We start from the raw sequence: 21,686 nt of genomic DNA, 5'->3' as shown, positions 1-21,686 counted from the left end.
TAGTTAGAATCCAGTCAGATCCAAAGATTTATTTAATAGATACTCTCTAGGGTTAACTGTTTTTAATTTAGTCGTTCATTTCAGAAAATAAAACCTATAAATCTCATATAGATTTCATATATTTTTGCTAAACCTCATATTGAATTTTTCTACTCGCCCTTGTTCATCCATTTCTGAATACATCATTTTGAGCGATCGCCTTCTGTAGACTGTTTCTGAGAAAAATAGACATCATCGGCAGAAACCGATAGCCGTCTATCCTTATATATCCAAATACTTATACGTTTTTATACTATGTATAAAAATAACGCTGAATTTCAAAAGGCTGCTTATATCAAGATTTATAACTGATATTGAGAATCAGCCTCATTTATAAAAAATGGTTCAAAGTCTTTTTAATTAAAGCTTACGCATTTTTATATCAAAAAAAATATTAAATAATTTTAAATTATTCGTTAATTTTAATATTTTAAAAATTATGAGTACTAAAAAAAACGGTAATGTATGATTAATTTTGAAAAATCCACGATAGTTAGGGAAAAAAGCTCATTGTATTGGTTTTGCAAACTCTGGTTTTTTCATCACCCATTTTTATTAACTCAGAATTCTTAAGAACTAGCCTGTAAAAAAACATACAGAAACAATAGTTAAATAACTAGGAGAACCTATGATAAATAAATATATTAATTATACAAAACTCCTTACAAATTTTCAATTCTGACTCCTGAGTGTTGAATTATTACAAAATCACAGTGTTTATTAGCTTAAAAATTTATCGTCAATACTCAGATTATTCTTCGTGAATAAGATGTTTTTTGAAATAGATATTCAGGTGTAATTCCCCACAAATAGTGCATGAAAATCAAGAGCATCTCAGCTTGATAAAAATATCTAGGAATAAAGTCGGAAAAGCAACAACTTAAGTTTGTAGATTCCTCTATACCGACAAAAGTGAGATACACCCAAAAATCTCTCTTTTCCAATCTCCAGTTCTGCTTTTCAAAAAAGAAACTTATCTGTAAACTTTTATGACAATAGATTTGATCCTTGATATTATTAATCGCAATCTAGTGGAAATCCAAGATGATCCGCTCCATTCTACAGAAATTCTAGTTTTACAGGGAATCTGGCAGGATAAAACCTATGAGGAAATAGCTCAAGAAGAAAAATATAGCTGCGGCTACATTACTAATGTTGTTGCTCCGCGATTATACCAAAAACTCTCTTTGGTCTTTGGCAAGCGCGTGACAAAAAAAAATTGTCGAGTGGTGCTGGAATCTTATACAGCAGTACAAGCTACATCAGATGTCAAATCGCCGAAATTAAACTCTGGAGATTTCGATCTAGGTATTGAACAAAATACATTTCCTTGTTACCCCAGTGGTTCAGTTTCTCTTAACTCACCCTTTTACATTGAACATCCTAATATTCAGAAATCAGTTTATGCAGAAATTACAAAGCTAGGAGCATTAGTGCGGATTAAAGCTCCGAGGGAAATGGGCAAAACTTCTTTAATGGTGAGGCTTCTAGATTATGCTGAGCATATGGGCTACCGCACAGTTAGCTTGAACCTTGAGCAAGTTGACCAGACAATTTTAAGCGATCCAAATCTATTTTTACGTTGGCTCTGTGCCAATATTACTCAACAGCTTCAAATGGAGCAAAAACTAGACGAATTTTGGAATAAAGATTTCGGCAGCAAACTGAGTTGTACTTTCTATTTACGAAACTATGTACTAAAGCAAATTGATACTCCTCTGGTTTTAGCATTAGATGAGGTGAACTATATTTTTGAGCATCCGGAAGTAGCAAAAGATTTTTTCCCCCTATTACGTTCGTGGTTTGAAGAAGCTAAAAGATGCAAAATCTGGCAAAAGCTACGCTTAGTTGTGGTGCATTCAACGGAAATTTATGTTCCTTTACAACTTCAGCAGTCACCTTTCAATATTGGGTTACCAATTCAGTTACCTGACTTTAATTTAGACCAGGTGCAGCAATTAGCTCAACGTTACGATCTGAAGTGGTCTGATGGCGAAGAAGCAAAGCAATTGATGGCATTAATTGGAGGACATCCAGGACTAATACATATAGCGATCTATTACCTTAGTTGTAAGAAGATAACTTTAGCGCAACTACTGGAAACTGCTACTACATCCACTGGAATTTATGCTCATCATTTGCAGCGTCATTTAACAATGTTGCAAGAACAGCCAAAATTAGCGATCGCTCTTTACAATGTGATGAATTCTAGTGAACCTGTGCCATTAGAACCCATTATTGCTTACAAGTTAAACAGTATGGGACTGATTAAGTTAGATAACAATAAAGCAATACCTAGTTCTCAACTATATCGGCAGTACTTTCAATCAGCATCCTTAGGTGAAAAAAGACAGATAGTGAGTTTAAACTAATAGTTAAGGTAATTTTTTATGTTTCATTTTGGATTTTTATTGAGATTATTCTGTCTAGTTTCAAGAGAAATTTTTTAATAAAAAATATATCTAAAAATATGTATTTAAAATTGAGGAAAATGTTTGCGATCGCTCGATTTTAAAGTTAAATTTTTAGTTGATAATAGACTCTATTTTTTTAGTTATATTTAGTGATATAAATTCAAGTTAATAGTCAAAAAAATGCTGAATATACCGATTTTTAAACATTGTTACTCCGTTGAAACGATACAACCAGATTTGGTATTTTTATTATCTGAGAAAGATGTAACTTGGTTTAGCGATCGCATCTTTTATTGTCTAGCAACTTTAATCGATGGGCATCACGATATTGACGAAATTATCGACATAATTCAATTAGAACTACTGCCAGATGACAAATTATTTCCAGACCAGAATTCCTTTTTTAAAAACGTTCTTGATACCAGTATAAAAGCCCAACATGCTCTATTTCAAATGGAAAGGCAGGGCTATATTTTGGAACAAGATGAGGAATTGCCATCGCACTTAGCTATCTTCTGCAATCATCTTCATATCAAGCCTAGTGAAGCTCATCGAAGATTAAAATCAATTAAAGTAGCAGTAAAAGCCTTCGGTTCCGTTGACGCTGACGATTTTATTGCCATTCTCAAATCACTTCAAATTCAAGTAGCCGAGAAAGGAAATTTTACAGTAGTCTTAACTGATGATTATCTCCACCCAAATCTAGATGAATTCAATCAACAGGCGTTACATTCCCAATCTCCCTGGATGTTAGTCAACCCCTTGGGAACAATGGTTTGGATAGGCCCTCTATTTCAAGGTAACAAAACCATTTGTTGGGAATGTCTAGCCCACCGATTACGAGATAATAAACCAGTTCAAGCATTTATTCAAAGACATAAAAACATTTCTACTCCTTTATCCCCACCTTTAGGCTTCCTACCATCTACAGTGCAAACCGCTTTAGGAATAGCAGCCACAGAGTTATTCAAGTGGATTGTTCAAGGAGAAAATAAAGGTCTAGAAGAAACTTTATTGACCTATGATACTCTCACTTTACAAACCCAACACCATAACATAGTTAAGCGTCCTCAATGTCCTAGCTGTGGAGAAATATCCAATGGTTTGATAAGTAAACCCTTACCGATTGTTCTAGAACACTGCAAAAAAACATTTACCGCAGATGGTGGACACCGTTCTTGTTCACCCCAAGAAACGCTGATAAAATATCAACATCTTATTAGTCCGATTACGGGTATAGTTCGAGAACTGAATAAGATACCAGGAAATCAATTTACCCATACTTATGTTGCCAAGCATCACTTTCTGAGTATTTTTGATGATTTAAATAGCCTACGCCAAAATATTGGAGGTAGAAGTTCAGGAAAAGGTAGAACAGATATCCAAGCTAAAGCAAGTGGTTTTTGTGAAGCCGTTGAGCGATATTCTGGGGTTTTTCAGGGAGATGAAATCAGAAAAAAAGGCAGTTATCACCAACTGAAAGACAAAGCGATTCATCCCAATGGTTGTATGAATTTCAGCCAACAACAATACGAAAATCGAGAACAATGGAATACTGAATGTAAAGGTTGGTTTCAAAAAGTTCCAGAACCTTTTGATGTGCAAAGAGAAATTGACTGGACACCAGTTTGGTCATTAACTCACGAAGAATTTAAATATCTACCAACTGCTTATTGTTATTATGGCTATCCTTCATCTTTGCAACCTGATTGTTGGGCAGACTCCAATGGGTGTGCAGCCGGTAATACTCTTGAAGAAGCTATTCTTCAGGGGTTTATGGAATTAGTAGAACGCGATTCTGTGGCTTTGTGGTGGTATAATCGCCTCCAAAAACCCCTGGTAGATTTAGAAAGTTTCAATGAACCCTATTTTCTCACCCTGAAACAGTATTACCAGAGCATTGAGCGAGAACTATGGGTATTGGATCTGACCAGTGATTTTAATATCCCCACATTTGCTGCCATTACTCGCAGAATGAATCGAGAGGTAGAAGATATTATATTAGGCTATGGAACCCATTTTGATGCCAAAATTGCCCTGAGCCGAGCTTTGACTGAAGTTAACCAAATTTTGCCTAATCTTTTATCTATAAAAAATGATGGTAGTACTCAATATCCGGCATCTGGCGATCGCCTAGCAATAGATTGGTGGAAAACTGCAACTTTAGTTAATCAACCTTATCTCATTCCCGATAATAAAATTCCTGCCAAAGCCTATACAGATTATCCCCAGTTTGCCAATGAGGATTTGCTAGAAGATGTCAAACTATGTCAACAAATCGTTGAAAAAAATGATCTAGAAATGCTCGTTTTAGACCAGACTCGTCCCGACGTGGGACTGAGAGTAGCTAAAGTAATAGTTCCAGGAATGCGCCACATGTGGAGGCGTTTAGGTTCAGGAAGATTGTATGACGTTCCTGTGAAAATGGGATGGTTGAAACAGCCGTTAGCAGAAAATCAACTTAATCCTTTCCCCATGTGGATGTGAGTGTTACAGTCAAATATTTTGAGTTTTAGATTGAAATCATGCCTTTTGCCCCAGCGTTTATGCTTTCTTAAGCATTGGCTCTGGGGAAGAAACTTTCATTGTATTCAACATAAAATTTCATATTTGAAATTAGGAATTTTACACCATCTTAAGTTTATAATTTTGAGATTAATTAATCTCAAAGCTCAAATATAAATTCATTCCAATAGAATAGATTTTTCTATGCTTAAAGGATATCAAATTATTGATGCTGATTCCCATGTTATTGAGCCTCCAACTTTGTGGGCTAAATATTTAGAACCAAAATTTAAGCACTTTGCTCCTGCCGCAGATATGAAAATTCAAGGAGAAGAGATTGTTAAAAAAATTTCACAACAAGTTCGTTACCAAGGAAATCAGCAAATGATGGAGGCTCACCCCAATGCTTATTTCAAGGGTTACGATGCTGAATCTCATATCCAAGCAATGGTACAGATGGGAGTTGATATCGCATTCATTTATCCAACCTATGGGTTATGGCTTTGGGCAATTGATGATATGGCAACGGAAGTAGCGGGAGCTTTTACTCGTGCTTACAACACTTGGTTATATGAAGAATTTTGCAGCTATGCTCCAGATAAATTAAAAGGTGTAGGAGCGATTAATTTTCATGCACCTGAAGAGATGGTGGCAGAATTAAATCGCATAGCTGAGTTTGGTTGGAAGGCTGTGTTATTACGCCCTAACCCAGTTAAAGGAAGAATATTGAGTCACCCTGCTTATGAGCAATTTTGGACAGAATGCGAAGAAATGGGCATAGCAGTGGGAATTCATGAAGGAACTCATAGTCGGTTAGCAACCACAGGAGCAGAGCGGTTTAATACTCGTTTTGCTCTCCACGCCTGCTCTCATCCGATGGAACAGATGATGGCACTTTTAGCCCTCATTGAAGGGGGTGTTTTAGAGCGTCATCCGCGCTTGAAAGTAGGTTTTCTAGAGTCTGGTTGTGGTTGGTTACCTTACTGGCTATGGCGACTAGATGAAGAGTACGAAAACTTATATTGGGAGGTAAAAGATAATGTCAAAATGAAGCCCTCAGAGTATTTTCAGCGTCAGTGTTTTATTGCGATCGCACCTACTGAACCTTACTTAGCTCAAATTATCGAATATATTGGTGCCGATAACTTAATCTTCGGTTCTGATTACCCTCACATGGATCATCAACCGAACATTGTGAAAACAGTTCTAGAGCTTGAAGCACAATTATCTCAAGAAATAGTGCAAAAAATTGTTTGGGATAATCCTCGCAATTTTTATAGTTTGGCTTGACAACTTCCCAATTTTATTAACACTCAATAAGAGGACATATCATCATGGTCAATCTAGAAAAACCAAGAACTATAGATCCACTGGAACCAGGACAGTGGTATAACAACAATACTTATTATCAGATACTATTAGTTGCTCCTCGTCAACATAAGACAGAAGGACAATACATAGAAACCACAATAGTAACTAAAACTAGAGGAGAGTTTAAAGAATATGTGATTGACCAAAATACCCATGATAAACTTTTAGCTTATCCCCAACATAACTCTTCTGAACCGTCTAATAATATAGGCTCATATTTGCCCTCTCCTGGTGCAGTTTTAGCAAAAGATTTTGTTAGGGATACTTTACTTAAAAATGGATCTTTTTTACCACAATCATCAATTGAAATAAATAATTTTTATCATCCAACTCAAACTCTGCTGCAAACCCGCAAAATATCCCAGTTAATTGCCAAAACATGGCATAGTTATTTGAAAGCAAATGAAGATAATCGCCTGTGGCATAACTTCGTTAATGGTCAATGGGACGAGATTGACTCTGATATGTTAGATGGTCTCATAGCCAGAGAAATTTTCTTTTTCGATCAGATATCTTCTCCTGGGCATCTTGAACCAGATAAACTAGACATTTATTATCCACTACATAGTAAATTTGAATATAATGAAAACGCCAGATTTTTGATTTTGCCTAGCAGTGAAGCTTGGCAGGGAATTACTTTAAGCCTTTTGATGGCAGGGCAAGCATATTATCGATTAAAAATAGATGAAGAAATATACTATCACCAAATTTGTCAACCTATTTTGAGTACGGGTGATATAACTTTCAGATATGGGCTAGAAGTAGATTGGCATAGATTTAAAGGTGATATCCAAGAGAAGCAGCTAGTTCCAGGAAAGTATTCTGTTTCTAGTAAAGCTATTGTTCCCTATCCTCCCATACCTTCTGAACTAAATCTACCCCGCGAGAACATTAAAAAATGGGCTGAGGCTGAAGATGAAGAAGGAGAACTTCCATTTTATTATAAGCAACCAGACGGAAAATATTCAGTAGATGTACAATATTTTTCGCCTCCATATCCCTATTTACCGCTTAGTACCTGTTAGAAAAATTAGAAACATACTCATACCAATTCTCTGTAAAACTGCAAAAAATAAACCTGTTTATTTAGCAAGGTATACATAATTTTTAGTTTGTGTATGTTTCTATAGCTTCAGTAAACAGGAACTAAATCAATAACACTAACGATAGTGTCTCAATTATGAAGGAGAAAATTCTTATGACACAGGATGTAAGACCATTACGTGTTTGGCGACAAGGTAAACAACTTTCTCAAATTATTGCCTATATATGGCGATGGGCTGATGACGAATCAGAACCAAAGAAAAGGAAAAATGCACTAAAATTAAATACATATTTTATGAAAGATGACTCCAAATTGAGTGTCGAAGAACTTTTAAAAAGACTTGGAAATCAAACTCACAACAAATGTGATACAAATTTAAAGAAGTTGTTCAGAGCCGATCCTAGAAAATGGCTTCATGATGGTAAACCAGACTCTGATGAAGCAGCAGAATTACTAGTAGCTGTCTTTGGTGAAAAGCGGATTAACAATCCAGACAAATATCTTTCTCCTATGTTTAATAGTGTTGAACTTGGAGATGAGAAAGATATTATTAGCCCTTATTATGAGTTTCATATCGATCCAAGTTCCTTTATTGGTGAGCTTCGCGATCCCGATCTAGAAACCCCTTTTGCTTTTAGATATTACGTTTCTTTTCCTCCTCGCCCAGAATTGGGAGAAGCAACAGTTACTAAAAAGCAGTTGGAAGATTGGATAAAGGATGACAAAAACGAAGATGTTTATCCTTCCGTCCCATTTATTCCAGTGACTACTACTTAATGCTCAAGCTCATAACTGAGAGTTAAGAATAATTTTAGGTTGGGTTAAACGAAGTTAAACCCAAAAAATGCTTGAAAATGTTAGATTTTGTTCCTGAATCCAACCTACAAAATTTTTGATTTTGTTCAAATTCGCGATGCCCAGATCCCCGACTTCTCAAAGAAGTCGGGGATCTAACTTTTCACAAATGATTTAGGATTGCTATAGGGCATGAAAATATTTCTTTCCCAGTCCCCAACCCCTATTTTTAAGACAGTGAATCACTAGAAAATCCCACAACTAAACATAAAAAAAGTTTCCTCTACTCCCCACTCCCTATTTTCACGACAAGTCTAATAATGATTATCAAAGATACTCAAAAACTTTTACCAAAGCAAATTCAAGTTGACTGGGAAATGCCAGATATGGTGCTAGAGATACCACCTCATGGCATTCCGTTACATCCAAAAAGTATAAAAAGACTTATAGCAACAGCTAAATCTGCAAACAGACCAGTTGCTTTTAAACCTACCCTGTCGATTTTAGCAGAATTAGGTTTACCCCCATATCCCACTCTCGCGTATTTATATCGCCAAGAGTTAAGTAATAGTTTGAAGCAGCCATTGTGGAGACTAGAAACTAAAAATCAAGTTAATTTTTCGGGAATAATACCATTCACCTTTATTTCCCAAATTGATATTGATGAGCAAATACATTATTTTGCTGACTACTATGGAACAGCTGTGAAACCATTATATTTGAGGGCAATTCTTGGCAATAGCTGTAATCTCAAATGCATGATGTGCCCTTATCACAGTCCTTTGCTAAAGCCAACACATACAACAAACTTTTTCAAAGAAAAGAAGATGATGTCTTGGGAAATGATGGCAAAGTTAGCAAAAGAATGCGGAGAAGCAAGAGTTACAATTACTGTTGGTAGTGTTGAAGAACCAATCCTTCATCCCAAGCTTGTTGATTTTATTCAACTTTGTAGGCAATCTGGAGTTCCCAAATTTCATATAACTACTAACGGTCAATTACTAGATGAAAGTAAGGCTAAAGCTTTATTAAAAGCCGGATTAACTAGTCTTGATGTTAGCGTTGATGCTGCTGAACAAGAGACATATTTTAGAATTAGAGGAGGTAATCTTAACACAGTTGAATCTAATATTTTTAATTTTATGAGAATACGCGATCGCTTGGGTATTTCTTGTGAAGTTAGGACATCTTTGGTCCGCAATCAAAATGTTACCGCCGAAGAAGAACAAAAATTTAAAGAACGTTGGTTAGCTAAAGCTGATAGTGTATTAATTATTAATTTAGCTCAATACCAAGAGACTAATATGCGTTTAAAAAATACTAACAATACAATAGAGAATTCACTCCAATATTACATTAATAAAGCTCAAGGACGTTGGCCTTGTCTATTTCCGTTTACAGAAATGGCCGTTTTACCAGATGGTAGAATCTACTACTGTATTGAAACCCTATTTCGGCTTGGTTTTGATGGCAGTATCGAAAGCTTAGGAGATTATAATCAACAAAGTCTACAAGAAATTTGGTCTGGAAATCTATTTCAGAAGCTCAGAGGTGATTTAATACTCAATCAGTTATCTAAGCGTTCAGCTTGTCAAAACTGTGATATGTGGAAATCACAGTTTTTTTCCAGTTCTTCTAGCAATAACATCCAGGCGATAACAACAACAGTAACTGAGATTTACCAAAAAATTAAGTCTGATAAAGTTTAAACTATCTTCAAAATTGAGTAGTCAGAATACTTAACTGCTCGCCATTTTTTACTTTCTATTTTCAAAACAATATTTACAAATCATGAACGCAATCAAAAACTATCAGATTCTTGAACAAATTTATGAAAGTGATAATTCATTAGTCTATCGAGGTATCCTCAAGCCCGATCGCCAACCGATTATCTTGAAGATTCTCAAAGAAAACTATCCTAATTCCTCAGAACTCAACCGTTATAAGCAAGAATATGAAATTACGCGCTCAATTAATGCTGATGGAATTATTAAAGCATATAGCTTAGAGCGATATCAGAATAGTTTAGTGATGTTTTTGGAGGATTTTGGCGGTAGCTCTTTAAAAATTTTAATCTCAGAAGGGCAGTTTATCTTAGAAGAATTTCTGACTATTGCCTTGAAAATAACTGAGAGTTTAGCTGCTATTCACAATGCCAATATTATTCACAAAGATATTAATCCCTCGAATATTGTCTACAACCCAGAAACTGGGCAGGTAAAGATTATTGACTTTGGAATTTCTACTCGTTTATCTAGAGAAAATCAGACGATTCGCAATCTAAATCAATTAGAAGGAACTTTAGCTTACATTGCCCCAGAACAAACTGGTCGAATGAACCGGGGAATAGATTACCGCAGTGATTTTTATTCTTTGGGTATCACATTCTATCAGTTGTTAACCAATCAGTTACCCTTTGAAACAACCGATGCAATGGAATTAGTCCATTGCCACATTGCACAACAACCTGATGCACCTCACCAGCGAATTCCCTCAATTCCTTTGATGGTTTCTAACATTGTGATGAAATTATTAGCAAAAATTCAAGAGGAACGATATCAAAGTGCTAGAGGATTAAAGGTTGATTTAGAAAACTGTCTTTATCAGTTACAAACTTCAGGACAAATTCAACACTTTTCTTTAGGTCGTGAGGATATTTCTGATAAATTCCAGATTCCTGAAAAACTTTATGGACGAAATCAGGAAGTAAACCAACTATTGAATACCTTTGATAGAGTTAGCCAAGGCACAACTGAGATGATGCTGGTTTCTGGTTACTCAGGTATTGGCAAATCTGCTTTAGTCAATGAAATTCAAAGAACTATACTACAACAACACGGAAACTTTATCAGCGGCAAATTCGACCAACTAAGGCGGAATATTCCATATTCAGCAATCAGTCAAGCTTTTCAAAGCTTAATACGGCAGATATTAAGTGAATCTGAATCTGCACTACAAACCTGGAAAGAAGAAATTTTAATAGCCTTAGGAACTAATGGCCAGGTGATAATTGATATCATTCCAGAAGTAGAACAAATAATTGGTAAACAGCCATTACTTGAACATCTAGAAGCTACTCAAACTCAAAATCGGTTTAACTCATTATTTCAAAGATTTATTAGCGTATTTAGCAAAAAAGAACATCCCTTAGTTATCTTTTTAGATGATTTACAGTGGGCAGATTTATCATCTTTGAAGTTGCTTGAAGTCTTAATGTCGGCTTCTGAGAGTCAAACTCTATTGATTATAGGAGCTTATCGAGACAATGAAGTTAATTTTACTCATCCTCTAATCCAAACTATAGAGCAAATCAAAAAGGCGGGCACGGCAGTAAATCAAATCGAGCTTAAACCCTTAGAAATCAACCACATTAACCAACTTATTGCTAATACTATAAACTGTTCAGAATCAGAGTCAAAACCTCTAGCAGAGTTACTAACTGCTAAAACTCAAGGCAATCCTTTTTTCTTAACTCAATTACTCCAATCACTGTATCAAGAAAAATTATTGTTATTTGATAAAAATGCCGGATGTTGGCAGTGGAGCTTAAAACAAATTCAAACAATTCAAATAACTGATAATGTAATTGATTTAATGAGTAAGAAAATTGAAAAACTAGATAGTCAAACTCAAAAAGTTATCAGATTAGCTGCCTGTATTGGAAATCAATTTAATCTAGATTTTCTCTCAATCGTCAATAACAAATCTCAAGCATTGACATCTCAAGAACTTCAGCCAGCACTACAGGAAGGTTTGATTGTACCGCTAAATAATAATTACAAGATACCCCTACTTTGGAGTCAGGATGAAACATCGACTGATACTTCTGAAATATCTGCTGTTTTTATTCCCAAATATCCAGAATTAATCCCATATAAATTTTTACACGATCGCGTTCAACAAGCTGCCTATTCTCTAATTCCAGAAGCAGAGAAAAAAAAGGTGCATTTACAAATCGGTTACTTTTTATTAGAAAATTTTACAGAATATCAAATAAAGGAAAATATTTTTAAAATTGTTAATCAACTCAATGAAGGAGCTGAATTAATTACTAAACAGTTACAAAGAAACAAAATTGCTAAATTAAATCTTGAAGCTGGGAAAAAAGCAAAAGCATCAACAGCCTATGAAGCATCTCTCAGGTATTTAGAAACCGGGCTGAAATTATTGGGTAAAAATAGCTGGAAGTCTCACTATAGGTTAACCTTAGAAATCTATACAGAAACCATAGAAGCTTTTTACTTAAACGTCAAATACGAACAAGCCGAAGAGTTGTCTGTTATTGTTCTACAACAGGCTAAAACTATTCTTGATAAAGTCAGAGTATATCAAACAAAAATTCTTTTGCATAATGCTAAACTTCAGGAAGAAATAGCGATAGATATTGCAGTTAAAGCTTTAGCAGAACTAGGGATAAATATTGCTCAACATCCCAATGAAATATTCAATAAAATTATCGAAGAACAGGAATTTTTAAAATCTTTTTTAAAAGGAACTTCGGTTCAGGCTCTTTTGAATCTTCCCCAAATGACCGATCCATATAAGCTTGCAGCTATGTCAATATTGCAGCAAATTATGGCTTCTACAATAGTGACAAATTTTCTGTTATATCTTGAGGCTGTATTAATACAAGTTAATCTTTGCATTCAATATGGTAATTCTCCTCATGCACCTTGCCCTTATTCTCTTTACGGAACATTTATATGTAAGGGAATGAAAGGACTTAATATAGATAGAAATATTCAATTAGGATATGAATTTGGTCAACTCTCTATTAATTTAGTAGAAAAATTTAATCTTGTTAAACTAAAAGCCTTAGTGATGCATGATTATTATGGCTTTATATGGCATTGGAATTATTTAATTCGGGATAGCATTGCACAAGAAAATTTACTAGATGCTTTTCAAACAGGAATTGATATTGGCGATTATGAATATGCTTTCTTTGCTTCTGTCAGTTATTGCTTAATCAGGTTTTTTGGTGGATATCCTCTCGAAGAGGTTGAAAATAATTTTACTAATTTTATTCAATTAATGGAAAAGGGAATGCAAGAGCATTCTACCTTTTATGCTAAAAAATGCCGCCGGATGATAATTAATTTAATAAACAATTCATTAGATATTGATAAGACAGTTGAACAAAGCCATGATTTAATCAATCTCAATACTTGGTTATTATTCATTAATTATTTTACAAACTTAATTAATTTTTATATTTTTAAAGACTTTAAGCAAGCTTCACAAAACGGAATTCAAGCCGGAGAATATGTTGAAAATATTAGTTCGCATATAACTTTACCACATTATATTTTTTATTCTTCCCTCGCTTTGCTTGCTGCTTATAAAAATTCTTCTAAAAAAGAGCAAATATCAGCAATCAGACAAGTTAAAATTAATCAAAATAATTTGAAAAAATGGGTTAAAGATTGTCCAAAAAACTTTCAACATAAATATGCTTTAGTCGAAGCGGAAAAAGCGCGATCGCTAGGACAAAATTGGCAAGCTGAAGAACTTTACGAACAAGCTATTCAAGGCGCTAAAAAATACGAATTCATTCATGAAGAAGCTCTAGCCTACGAACGCGCAGCCGAATTTTATATTGCAACTGGTAGAGAAGAAATTGGTCAATTTTACTTAAAAAATGCTCACTATTGTTATGTACAATGGGGAGCAACAGCCAAAGTTAAAAGTCTCGAATCTGAATATCCGCAATTGTTGGTAAATGTAAACAGCCAAACAGGAAATAATAAAATTAGTACTACTATCTCTACAAGTAACAATGATAGCAAAAAACTTGATTTTATAACTGTTGTCAAAGCATCACAAACCATAGCTGGTGAAATCACTCTTGATAAATTACTAAAAAAACTGATGAAAATCTGCATTGAAAATGCAGGCGCTCAAAGAGGTTTTTTGATTCTTGAGAAGGACAAAAATTGGGTCATTGAAGCTGAAGGAGCAATGGATGATGATAATGTTACGGTTTTACAATCTATCGCCATAGATTCTGTAGATACTGTTCGCCATTTACCTCTTCTCTCGGCTGCTATTGTTAACTACGTTGTTCATAGCCAGGAAAATGTGGTTTTAAATGATGCAGAACATGAGGGGCAATTTATCAGCGATCCTTATGTTAGCACTGTGCAACCTAAATCGATTCTTTGTATTCCTTTACTTCATCAAGGGAAATTAAGCGGCATTTTATATTTAGAAAATAATTTAATCACACATGCATTTACTCCAGAACGCATTGAAATCTTAAAAATTCTTTCTGCTCAAGCTGCCATCTCCATTGAAAATTCCCGTTTATACGAGCAATTAGAAGAGTACAACCGCACTTTAGAACAAAAAGTTGAAGAACGAAATCAAGAACTGTTAAAAACACTAGAAGAACTCAAAATTACTCAAGAAAAACTTAGATTTGAAAACGACCTACTTAAAAGCTCAGAACAACTCTCAAGTTATGATTATCAAATTGGTGGTAGTTTGCCAATGGATGCTCCCACCTATGTAGTGCGTTCCGCAGACCGTCACTTTTATGAAGCACTCAGGCATAGTGATTTCTGTTACATACTAAATGCAAGGCAGATGGGTAAATCAAGCTTGATGGTACGCATGATGCACCATCTTCAGCAAGAAGGATTTAGTTGTACAGCAATTGATTTAACACGCATTGGTAGTGATAACATTACCCCTGCTCAATGGTATTTGGGGTTAGCAGTGGAATTATGGCAGAATTTTGATTTGTTAGACAAAGTAAATCTTCCACTTTGGTGGAATGAATACAAAGATTTGTCATCCACCCAAAAATTGAGCCAATTTATTGAAAATATTTTACTCAAGCAAGTTCAGAGTGAAAAAATTTATATCTTTGTCGATGAAATTGATAGCGTCTTAGGCTTAAATTTTTCTGTTAATGACTTTTTTGCTTTGGTACGCTTCTGTTATAACCAGCGTAGTATCAACTTAGAATATCGGCGTTTAACTTTTGCTTTCTTTGGCGTAGCAACTCCCTCAGATTTAATTTCAGACCACAAGCGAACACCGTTTAATATTGGTCAATCAATTCAACTAGAGGGTTTTAAAGAAGATGAAGTTTATCCTTTAGGCGAAGGATTAAAAGAGAAAGTTAGCGACGCGATCGCCATTCGCAAAGTCATCAGAGAAGTACTACACTGGACTAATGGACAGCCTTTCCTCACTCAAAAGCTCTGTAAGCTCATTCATAACTCTTCATCTGTGATTCCGGCAAATACTGAAGCTGAATGGATAGAAAATTTGGTAGTAACAAATGTGATAGAGAATTGGGAATCCCAGGATGAGCCGGAGCATTTGAGAACTATTCGCGATCGCATTCTCAATAGCGATTTACAAGTTAACAAACTTCTAGAGCTTTATCGACAAATTTTACACCAAGGAGAAATACTGTCCGTTGATAGTTCAGAAGAAAAAGAATTGCTCTTGTCAGGCCTAATTATTAAGCAACAAGGTTCTCTCAAAGTCCAAAACCGTATTTACCAATTAATATTCAATGGAGATTGGATTGAGCGCCATATTCAGTAGTGCTGAGTGAAAAGTTAAGAATTTTCCCCTCTGCCCCTTTGCTCCTCTGCCCATCATCTCTACGCGTCCCCGCGTCAACCTGAATCATAACTTTATGGGTCGCCCGGGATTCGAACCCGGAACTAATCGGTTAAAAGCCGAGTACTCTACCGTTGAGTTAGCGACCCTTTCGTTTATTTCGCAACTTTGCCATCATAGCATAGACATCTATAGATTTGTAAAGGGGTTCAGAAAAAATTTGCTGTTAAGCGTACAGATGCTGTGTAACTGCCCCCTGGATCTAATATAGTTAGATGTTCGCCAGTGTTTAGAGAGTTGCGAGGAGCGCTCCACGGTTCTAGACAGTAGAAGTCTTTGCCTTTGAGTGTCCAAAATACCAAAATGGGATATTCATCGCCATAATCTAGAGTCAGCTTTAGCTTACGGCTATTGTCCGTCACAGTTGCTGATTTACTAGTTAGCCGCTTAAAGGCAACATCAATTTCATCCTGGTTGAAGTCAAAATTACCGTTAAACGGGTGAACTTCTTTGGTTCTCTGGTCTTGATACTCCTGAGAGGGAATTTCAAACTCTAGCCCAGTTTTATCATGGGTCAGAAAATAGGGATGAAATCCTGAAGAAAAGGGCAATGATGCGGATGAAAGATTTTTATACTCTTGGCGAACTTCTAAGGTATTACCTTGGAGTTCGTAAGTGAAAATCACCTGAAAGTCAAAAGGATAAACAGCCCGTGTTTGCTCGTTACTGTTGAGGACGAGGGTCAGGCTAACTTTATCTTGAGTTACTTGGTCAGTGACTTGCCAAGGTAAATCACGGGCAAAGCCATGTTGTTTGAGAGTGTATTGTTTCCCGTCATAAGTGTAAGCGTTATCCGGTAAATTGCCACAGATGGGAAACAAAATCGGATTTCCGCCCCTGACACTCAAATCAGGATTAGTAAAGCGTTCAGTGTCCAGATAGAAAATTTCTTGCCCCTGTATCCGCCAACGGGTAATAATACCACCGCGTTCTGGGACAACTTCCAGTTGAGAACCAGCGGCTTCATCTGAAAGGATGTAGGTTTTGTACTGTTGCTGTTGAACTGCAATGGTAAACACAGGTTTTAGTCCTAATGGGGCATTGGGGAGCCACTGCGTTGGGCGGCTTTGCCGACTTGAAGCAAGTGGCGTCATTGGGCATTGGGCATTGGAATGGGGAAAGGGAAAGGGGTAAGGGGGAAAGGGGAAAGATTAAATTTATTCGTTTTCCCTTTAACCTTTAACCTTTTCCCCTGCCTCTCCTGCTTCCCCTGCTTCCTTATCCCCATGCGCCATGCCCAAAAATTACTCGTCTTCTGCAAAAACGAAACGATACAATTCGCTGGGGTCTGGTTCGGGGCTGCTTTCAGCGAATTTTACTGCTTCGTCGATTAGTTCTTGAATTTTACGGTCGATGCCTTTGAGTTCTTGCTCATCAGCCAGGTTTTGCTCTAGCAAATAAGCTGCCAACTTCTTAATTGGGTCACGAGCAAACCAAAATTCTTTCTCAGCTTTGCTACGTAATTCATCGGGGTCTGCTAAGGAGTGACCCCGGAAACGGTAGGTCAGCGCCTCAATTAACGTTGGGCCTTCCCCAGCACGGGCGCGGGCTACGGCTTCTTGGGCAACAGCATGTACAGCCAACACGTCCATGCCGTCTACTTCCACACCCGCCATGTTAAATACGCTGGCTTTTTTGTAAATCTCTGGTTGGGAAGTTGCGCGATCGTGAGCCATACCAATTGCCCACTTATTATTTTCTACCACAAACAGAATCGGCAGTTTCCAAAGAGCGGCCATGTTTAACGTCTCGAAAAACTGACCGTTGTTTGCTGCACCGTCACCAAAAAAGCAAGCTGTCACTTGGTCGGCACTTTCGTCTTTTAAGACTTCGCGGCGGTATTTGCTTTGAAAAGCGGCTCCGGCTGCCACAGGAATTCCCTCTGCCACAAACGCATAGCCACCCAACAAGCGATGTTCGGCAGAAAACATGTGCATAGAACCACCGCGCCCTTTGCTGCAACCTGTGGCTTTACCAAATAACTCTGCCATGACTTCCTTTGCTGGTACTCCCGCACTCAAAGCGTGAACGTGGTCGCGGTAAGTACTGCAAACGTAATCTTCACCCGGCCGCATTGCCTGGATGACGCCGCTGGACACAGCTTCTTGACCGTTGTACAAATGGACAAAACCAAACATTTTGCCCCGATAATACATTTCAGCGCATTTATCTTCAAACAAGCGCCCTAGTACCATGTCTTCATATAACCGTAACCCAACTTCATTAGTGATGCGGGTAGTGGCAGCATTAAATGTGGGTAAAGTACGCTCTTGAACCATTATTTTTGAGTATCCCTGTTGTACAACTTAAAGTTACGGTCTTAAATAAGTTGGTCTGATAACGTCTGAGCCAATAATTAGGTTAGCGTTTGCAAGAGTCAACAATCAAACTTTATTTATGCACCAAAAAAGGACTTTAGGGAATAGGTGGATTTTTAATTTTTGGGAGAGTGGGTGGTGTCGGTTTCGATGCCGCTCAACTTTCCCAGACGAAATTTTAACTTTTGCGCCTATAACCCTGTGGGGATGTGACTCAAAATGCGACATCTGCCGTTTGGGGTTTTTTTATCTGACCATTCCCCTTGATAGACTACCAATCAAGATAGACTGGTTTCTGCATATCCATTAACAATTTAAAAAAAAATGACGCAAAAGTTTCTATACCTAAATGGGTAATTGTAATTAAAAGTTAAATATGATATGATTTTTGTCTCCTGTTATCAGGGTCAACCCCTAAAAGTGGTAGTTTACTAACTGCATACTAGGGAAAGTCCCGAAAAAATCAATAGACTTCTGTAACCACAACATTTATTCCGTGACAACATTGGTAGTTGTGGTTTATGGTATCGAAGGTTGTATTAAACCAAAAATACTAAGAATTAAGACAAAAATCTAAAGCTTTCTAGGCGAAGGCAAAAAATTAGTACTAGAATGTGACTCAAAATTTCGGGAAGGTACAAAACAAGTAGTTGCAATATACACTTGTAGAGTAAGTTCTATACGGTATTATTATGGCACGGTTTTACTGGCCTGGAACGCTCTAGGTGAATTATGTCGATCGCGGTGCAGGGGAAGTGGGCTGTGCGAATTCCGCTAGATTACTACCGAATTTTAGGACTACCGTTAGCGGCAAGTGACGAACAATTGCGGCAAGCATACAGCGATCGCATTGTACAGTTGCCAAGACGTGAGTATTCTCAAGCAGCAATTTCTTCTCGCAAACAACTTATAGAAGAAGCTTACGTGGTTTTATCAGATCCAAAACAACGCAGTACTTACGATCACCTTTATCTTGCCCACGCCTATGACCCTGATAACGTTGCTGCTGGCACAGTACCAGCAGGAAATCCCAGAGAAAACCACAAAAGGGGTGTTGACACCCAAAATTTGGGCATCGATGTTTCCCAAGAGGAATTAGTTGGTGCTTTGTTGATTTTGCAAGAGTTAGGGGAATACGAACTTGTACTCAAACTAGGTCGTCCGTACCTGGTGAATAAAAACGCTGTTTCCAGTAACAGCAAAGGCAATAATCTTGCAGACGAACAAATCACCGAAAGTGCCGAACGTCCAGATGTCGTTCTTACTGTTGCTCTTGCTTGTTTGGAACTAGGACGCGAACAGTGGCAGCAAGGTCACTACGAAAATGCCGCCGTATCCTTAGAAACTGGCGAGGAATTGCTAGTTCGGGAAGGGTTATTTCTCAGCGTACAGGCAGAAATTCAGGCAGATCTTTATAAATTGCGGCCGTATCGAATTTTAGAGTTACTGGCACTACCTCAAGAAAAGACTGCCGAACGACGCCAAGGTTTGGAATTATTGCAAAATCTTTTAGAAGATCGTGGCGGGATTGATGGCACAAATAGCGATCGCTCTGGTTTAAACATAGATGATTTTCTGCGTTTTATCCAGCAACTACGTAACCACTTAACAGTCGCAGAACAACACAAGTTATTTGAAGCCGAAAGTAAACGTCCTTCTGCTGTGGCGATTTACTTGGCTGTTTATGCTTTGATAGCCAGAGGATTTGCTCAACGACAACCTGCTTTAATTCGTCAAGCAAGGCAGATGCTAGTGCGTCTGGGCAATCGCCAAGATGTACATTTAGAACAGTCCCTATGTGCATTACTCTTGGGACAAACCGAAGAAGCAACTCGTGTTTTAGAACTGAGTCAAGAGTACGAAGCTTTAGTCTTTATTCGTGAAAAATCTCAAGACTCTCCAGATTTGTTACCAGGGCTGTGTTTATATACAGAACAGTGGTTGCAACACGAAGTATTTCCCCATTTTCGAGATTTGGCAAACCAGCAAGCTTCTCTCAAAGAGTACTTTGCTAACCCACAAGTGCAAGGTTATTTAGAAGCATTGCCAAACGATGCCCAAACAACAAATGAATCTGGTGTAATTAATCCCCAGCTTTTTCAACAGCCACAAACAAATAATCCACGTTTCCCCAACAATTCAACTAGGACTTTTCGACAATTCGATCGCAATCCAACATCCGACCCAGATTTACCAGAAACACCAACAAAAGAAACACCGGAATATTCAAACTTCTCACCACCCAGATGGAATTCATCTGAAAGTGCCAAACCAGAAGTAACTGCTGCACCGCCTCCGACTGCTGAACGCATGACCAGACCTAATAATCAGCATTGGAATGGTTCAGGTAGGACTAATGCACCAAGTCAAAACCAAAAGCGTAGGCGAAGAAAACCTACTCAACCCGTTAGCCGAGAACGTATGCCCGATAATCGTCCTCGTCCTCGTCCTCGGCGCCGGCGGCGAACTTTTGCTAACACCATAGAAGGGAAAACACGGCTGGTGTGGAGAGTGTTTATTTCCCTAGTGATTATATTAGTTTTCTGGGTGTTAGCTACAACAGCTTTTGGATGGATAAAAAACCTATTTTTCCCGACACCACCTAAGCCTGATTTACAGTTGTTTGTACAGATAAATCAACCACCAGTATTTATTCCTGAACCAAGTAAACCACAATCACCAGAAGGCGCTTTAACAAATGCAACGGCACAGGAAGTAATTCAAACTTGGCTATCTACCAAAGCCGCAGCTTTAGGACCTAATCATCAAATTAATAATTTAGAACAGATTTTAACTGGTTCGGCTTTGTCTCAATGGCGGCTGATTGCTCAACAAGATCGGTCAGATAACCGCTATCGGAAGTACGATCATAGTCTGAAGATTGAATCTGTAGAAAAACCTGAATTATTTAGTGATCGCGCCGCTGTGGAAGCTACAGTCAAAGAAGCCACACAGTTATATGAAAATGGTCAGTTTAAAAGTTCTTCTAATGAGAATTTGCGAGTCCGATATGATTTAGTTCGATACGGAACTAAATGGCGTATTCAGAGTATATCGGTTGTCGATCAAATAAGTTAGAATTTTTAGGTAATATCTACGATTTTCCTTGTTATTTAAGGGTTTGAGGCTAAAGATATCATAAATTCTAAGAATCCTTTTAGAGGAAGCATTTGAACTTACTTACTTATTTGGCTTACTTAACTTAAATAAATTGTGCTTCTACTGTATCAGTATTAATTTAATGGAAGCTTTACCCGATAATTGGGCAAATATTCAACCTGATACTATATATCTTTCAATCAGTGGCCTGCTAGTTTCGTTTGCAAACGAACAAATAAAGCTGGCATTAAAATACGATCGTAAAGGGAAACATTTAAAAGCTATTGATAAAGGACAAGTCTCTCCTCGTGGTAATGTTGGCTTGGTAACTTCCCAAGAATCAGGCTACGATTTAAAATCTAAAGTCTTAGGTAAAGGTGGCGACCGCCGATTTCATGCAAAATTCATTGATGGTATATTACACTTTCCTGGTTTGGTAACAGAACATTAAAGCCATAT

Annotated in this window: 11 protein-coding genes and 1 tRNA gene; 9 read left to right on the top strand and 3 right to left on the bottom strand. The window is 37.2% G+C overall.

Going from position 1 to position 21,686, the window contains the following annotated elements; genetic code table 11:
* Positions 1 to 1,028 precede the first annotated feature (1,028 nt).
* From ACM0OY_RS02125 to ACM0OY_RS02095, 7 genes are all read left to right on the top strand, one after another.
* Entirely contained in the window at positions 1,029 to 2,411 is a 1,383-nt protein-coding gene (locus tag ACM0OY_RS02125; protein WP_414567237.1) for an AAA-like domain-containing protein, read from the top strand.
* A 222-nt stretch (positions 2,412 to 2,633) separates the two neighbouring features.
* Positions 2,634 to 4,940 carry a TOMM precursor leader peptide-binding protein gene (locus tag ACM0OY_RS02120; protein WP_414567236.1) on the top strand — a complete coding sequence of 769 codons (2,307 nt, stop codon included), beginning with the start codon at positions 2,634 to 2,636 and terminating at the stop codon, positions 4,938 to 4,940.
* Positions 4,941 to 5,162: 222 nt separating this feature from the next.
* Entirely contained in the window at positions 5,163 to 6,248 is a 1,086-nt protein-coding gene (locus tag ACM0OY_RS02115; protein WP_414567235.1) for an amidohydrolase family protein, read from the top strand.
* A 44-nt stretch (positions 6,249 to 6,292) separates the two neighbouring features.
* The gene (locus ACM0OY_RS02110; protein WP_414567234.1) at positions 6,293 to 7,354 is read left to right on the top strand and encodes a hypothetical protein; all 1,062 of its coding nucleotides are present in this window, start codon (positions 6,293 to 6,295) and stop codon (positions 7,352 to 7,354) included.
* A 173-nt stretch (positions 7,355 to 7,527) separates the two neighbouring features.
* Positions 7,528 to 8,151: a hypothetical protein gene (locus ACM0OY_RS02105; RefSeq protein ID WP_414567233.1), complete on the top strand. Its 624-nt coding sequence runs from the start codon at positions 7,528 to 7,530 to the stop codon at positions 8,149 to 8,151.
* A gap of 338 nt (positions 8,152 to 8,489) precedes the next feature.
* Positions 8,490 to 9,878: a radical SAM/SPASM domain-containing protein gene (locus ACM0OY_RS02100; RefSeq protein ID WP_414567232.1), complete on the top strand. Its 1,389-nt coding sequence runs from the start codon at positions 8,490 to 8,492 to the stop codon at positions 9,876 to 9,878.
* 82 nt (positions 9,879 to 9,960) lie between these two features.
* Positions 9,961 to 15,732 carry an AAA family ATPase gene (locus ACM0OY_RS02095; RefSeq protein ID WP_414567231.1) on the top strand — a complete coding sequence of 1,924 codons (5,772 nt, stop codon included), beginning with the start codon at positions 9,961 to 9,963 and terminating at the stop codon, positions 15,730 to 15,732.
* A 95-nt stretch (positions 15,733 to 15,827) separates the two neighbouring features.
* Here the strand turns inward: ACM0OY_RS02095 and ACM0OY_RS02090 are convergent.
* The 3 genes from ACM0OY_RS02090 to pdhA form a co-directional block, all read right to left on the bottom strand.
* A tRNA-Lys gene (locus ACM0OY_RS02090) sits at positions 15,828 to 15,899 on the bottom strand.
* A 60-nt stretch (positions 15,900 to 15,959) separates the two neighbouring features.
* Positions 15,960 to 16,829, bottom strand: a complete 870-nt coding sequence (locus tag ACM0OY_RS02085) for an aldose epimerase (protein ID WP_414567269.1) — start codon at positions 16,827 to 16,829, stop codon at positions 15,960 to 15,962.
* A 225-nt stretch (positions 16,830 to 17,054) separates the two neighbouring features.
* Positions 17,055 to 18,089 carry a pyruvate dehydrogenase (acetyl-transferring) E1 component subunit alpha gene (gene pdhA, locus ACM0OY_RS02080; RefSeq protein ID WP_414567230.1) on the bottom strand — a complete coding sequence of 345 codons (1,035 nt, stop codon included), beginning with the start codon at positions 18,087 to 18,089 and terminating at the stop codon, positions 17,055 to 17,057.
* 771 nt (positions 18,090 to 18,860) lie between these two features.
* Here pdhA and ACM0OY_RS02075 point away from each other — a divergent pair.
* Both ACM0OY_RS02075 and ACM0OY_RS02070 read left to right on the top strand, forming a co-directional pair.
* Positions 18,861 to 21,206: an IMS domain-containing protein gene (locus ACM0OY_RS02075; protein WP_414567229.1), complete on the top strand. Its 2,346-nt coding sequence runs from the start codon at positions 18,861 to 18,863 to the stop codon at positions 21,204 to 21,206.
* Between the two features lie 163 nt (positions 21,207 to 21,369).
* Positions 21,370 to 21,678: a hypothetical protein gene (locus ACM0OY_RS02070; protein WP_414567228.1), complete on the top strand. Its 309-nt coding sequence runs from the start codon at positions 21,370 to 21,372 to the stop codon at positions 21,676 to 21,678.
* Positions 21,679 to 21,686: the final 8 nt, after the last annotated feature.

It is taken from the genome of Nostoc sp. CCY 9925, assembly GCF_963920935.1.
GTDB lineage: Bacteria > Cyanobacteriota > Cyanobacteriia > Cyanobacteriales > Nostocaceae > Nostoc.
The sequence above is the reverse complement of the archived record's forward strand: the minus strand, read 5'-3'. Positions and strand labels throughout refer to the sequence as shown.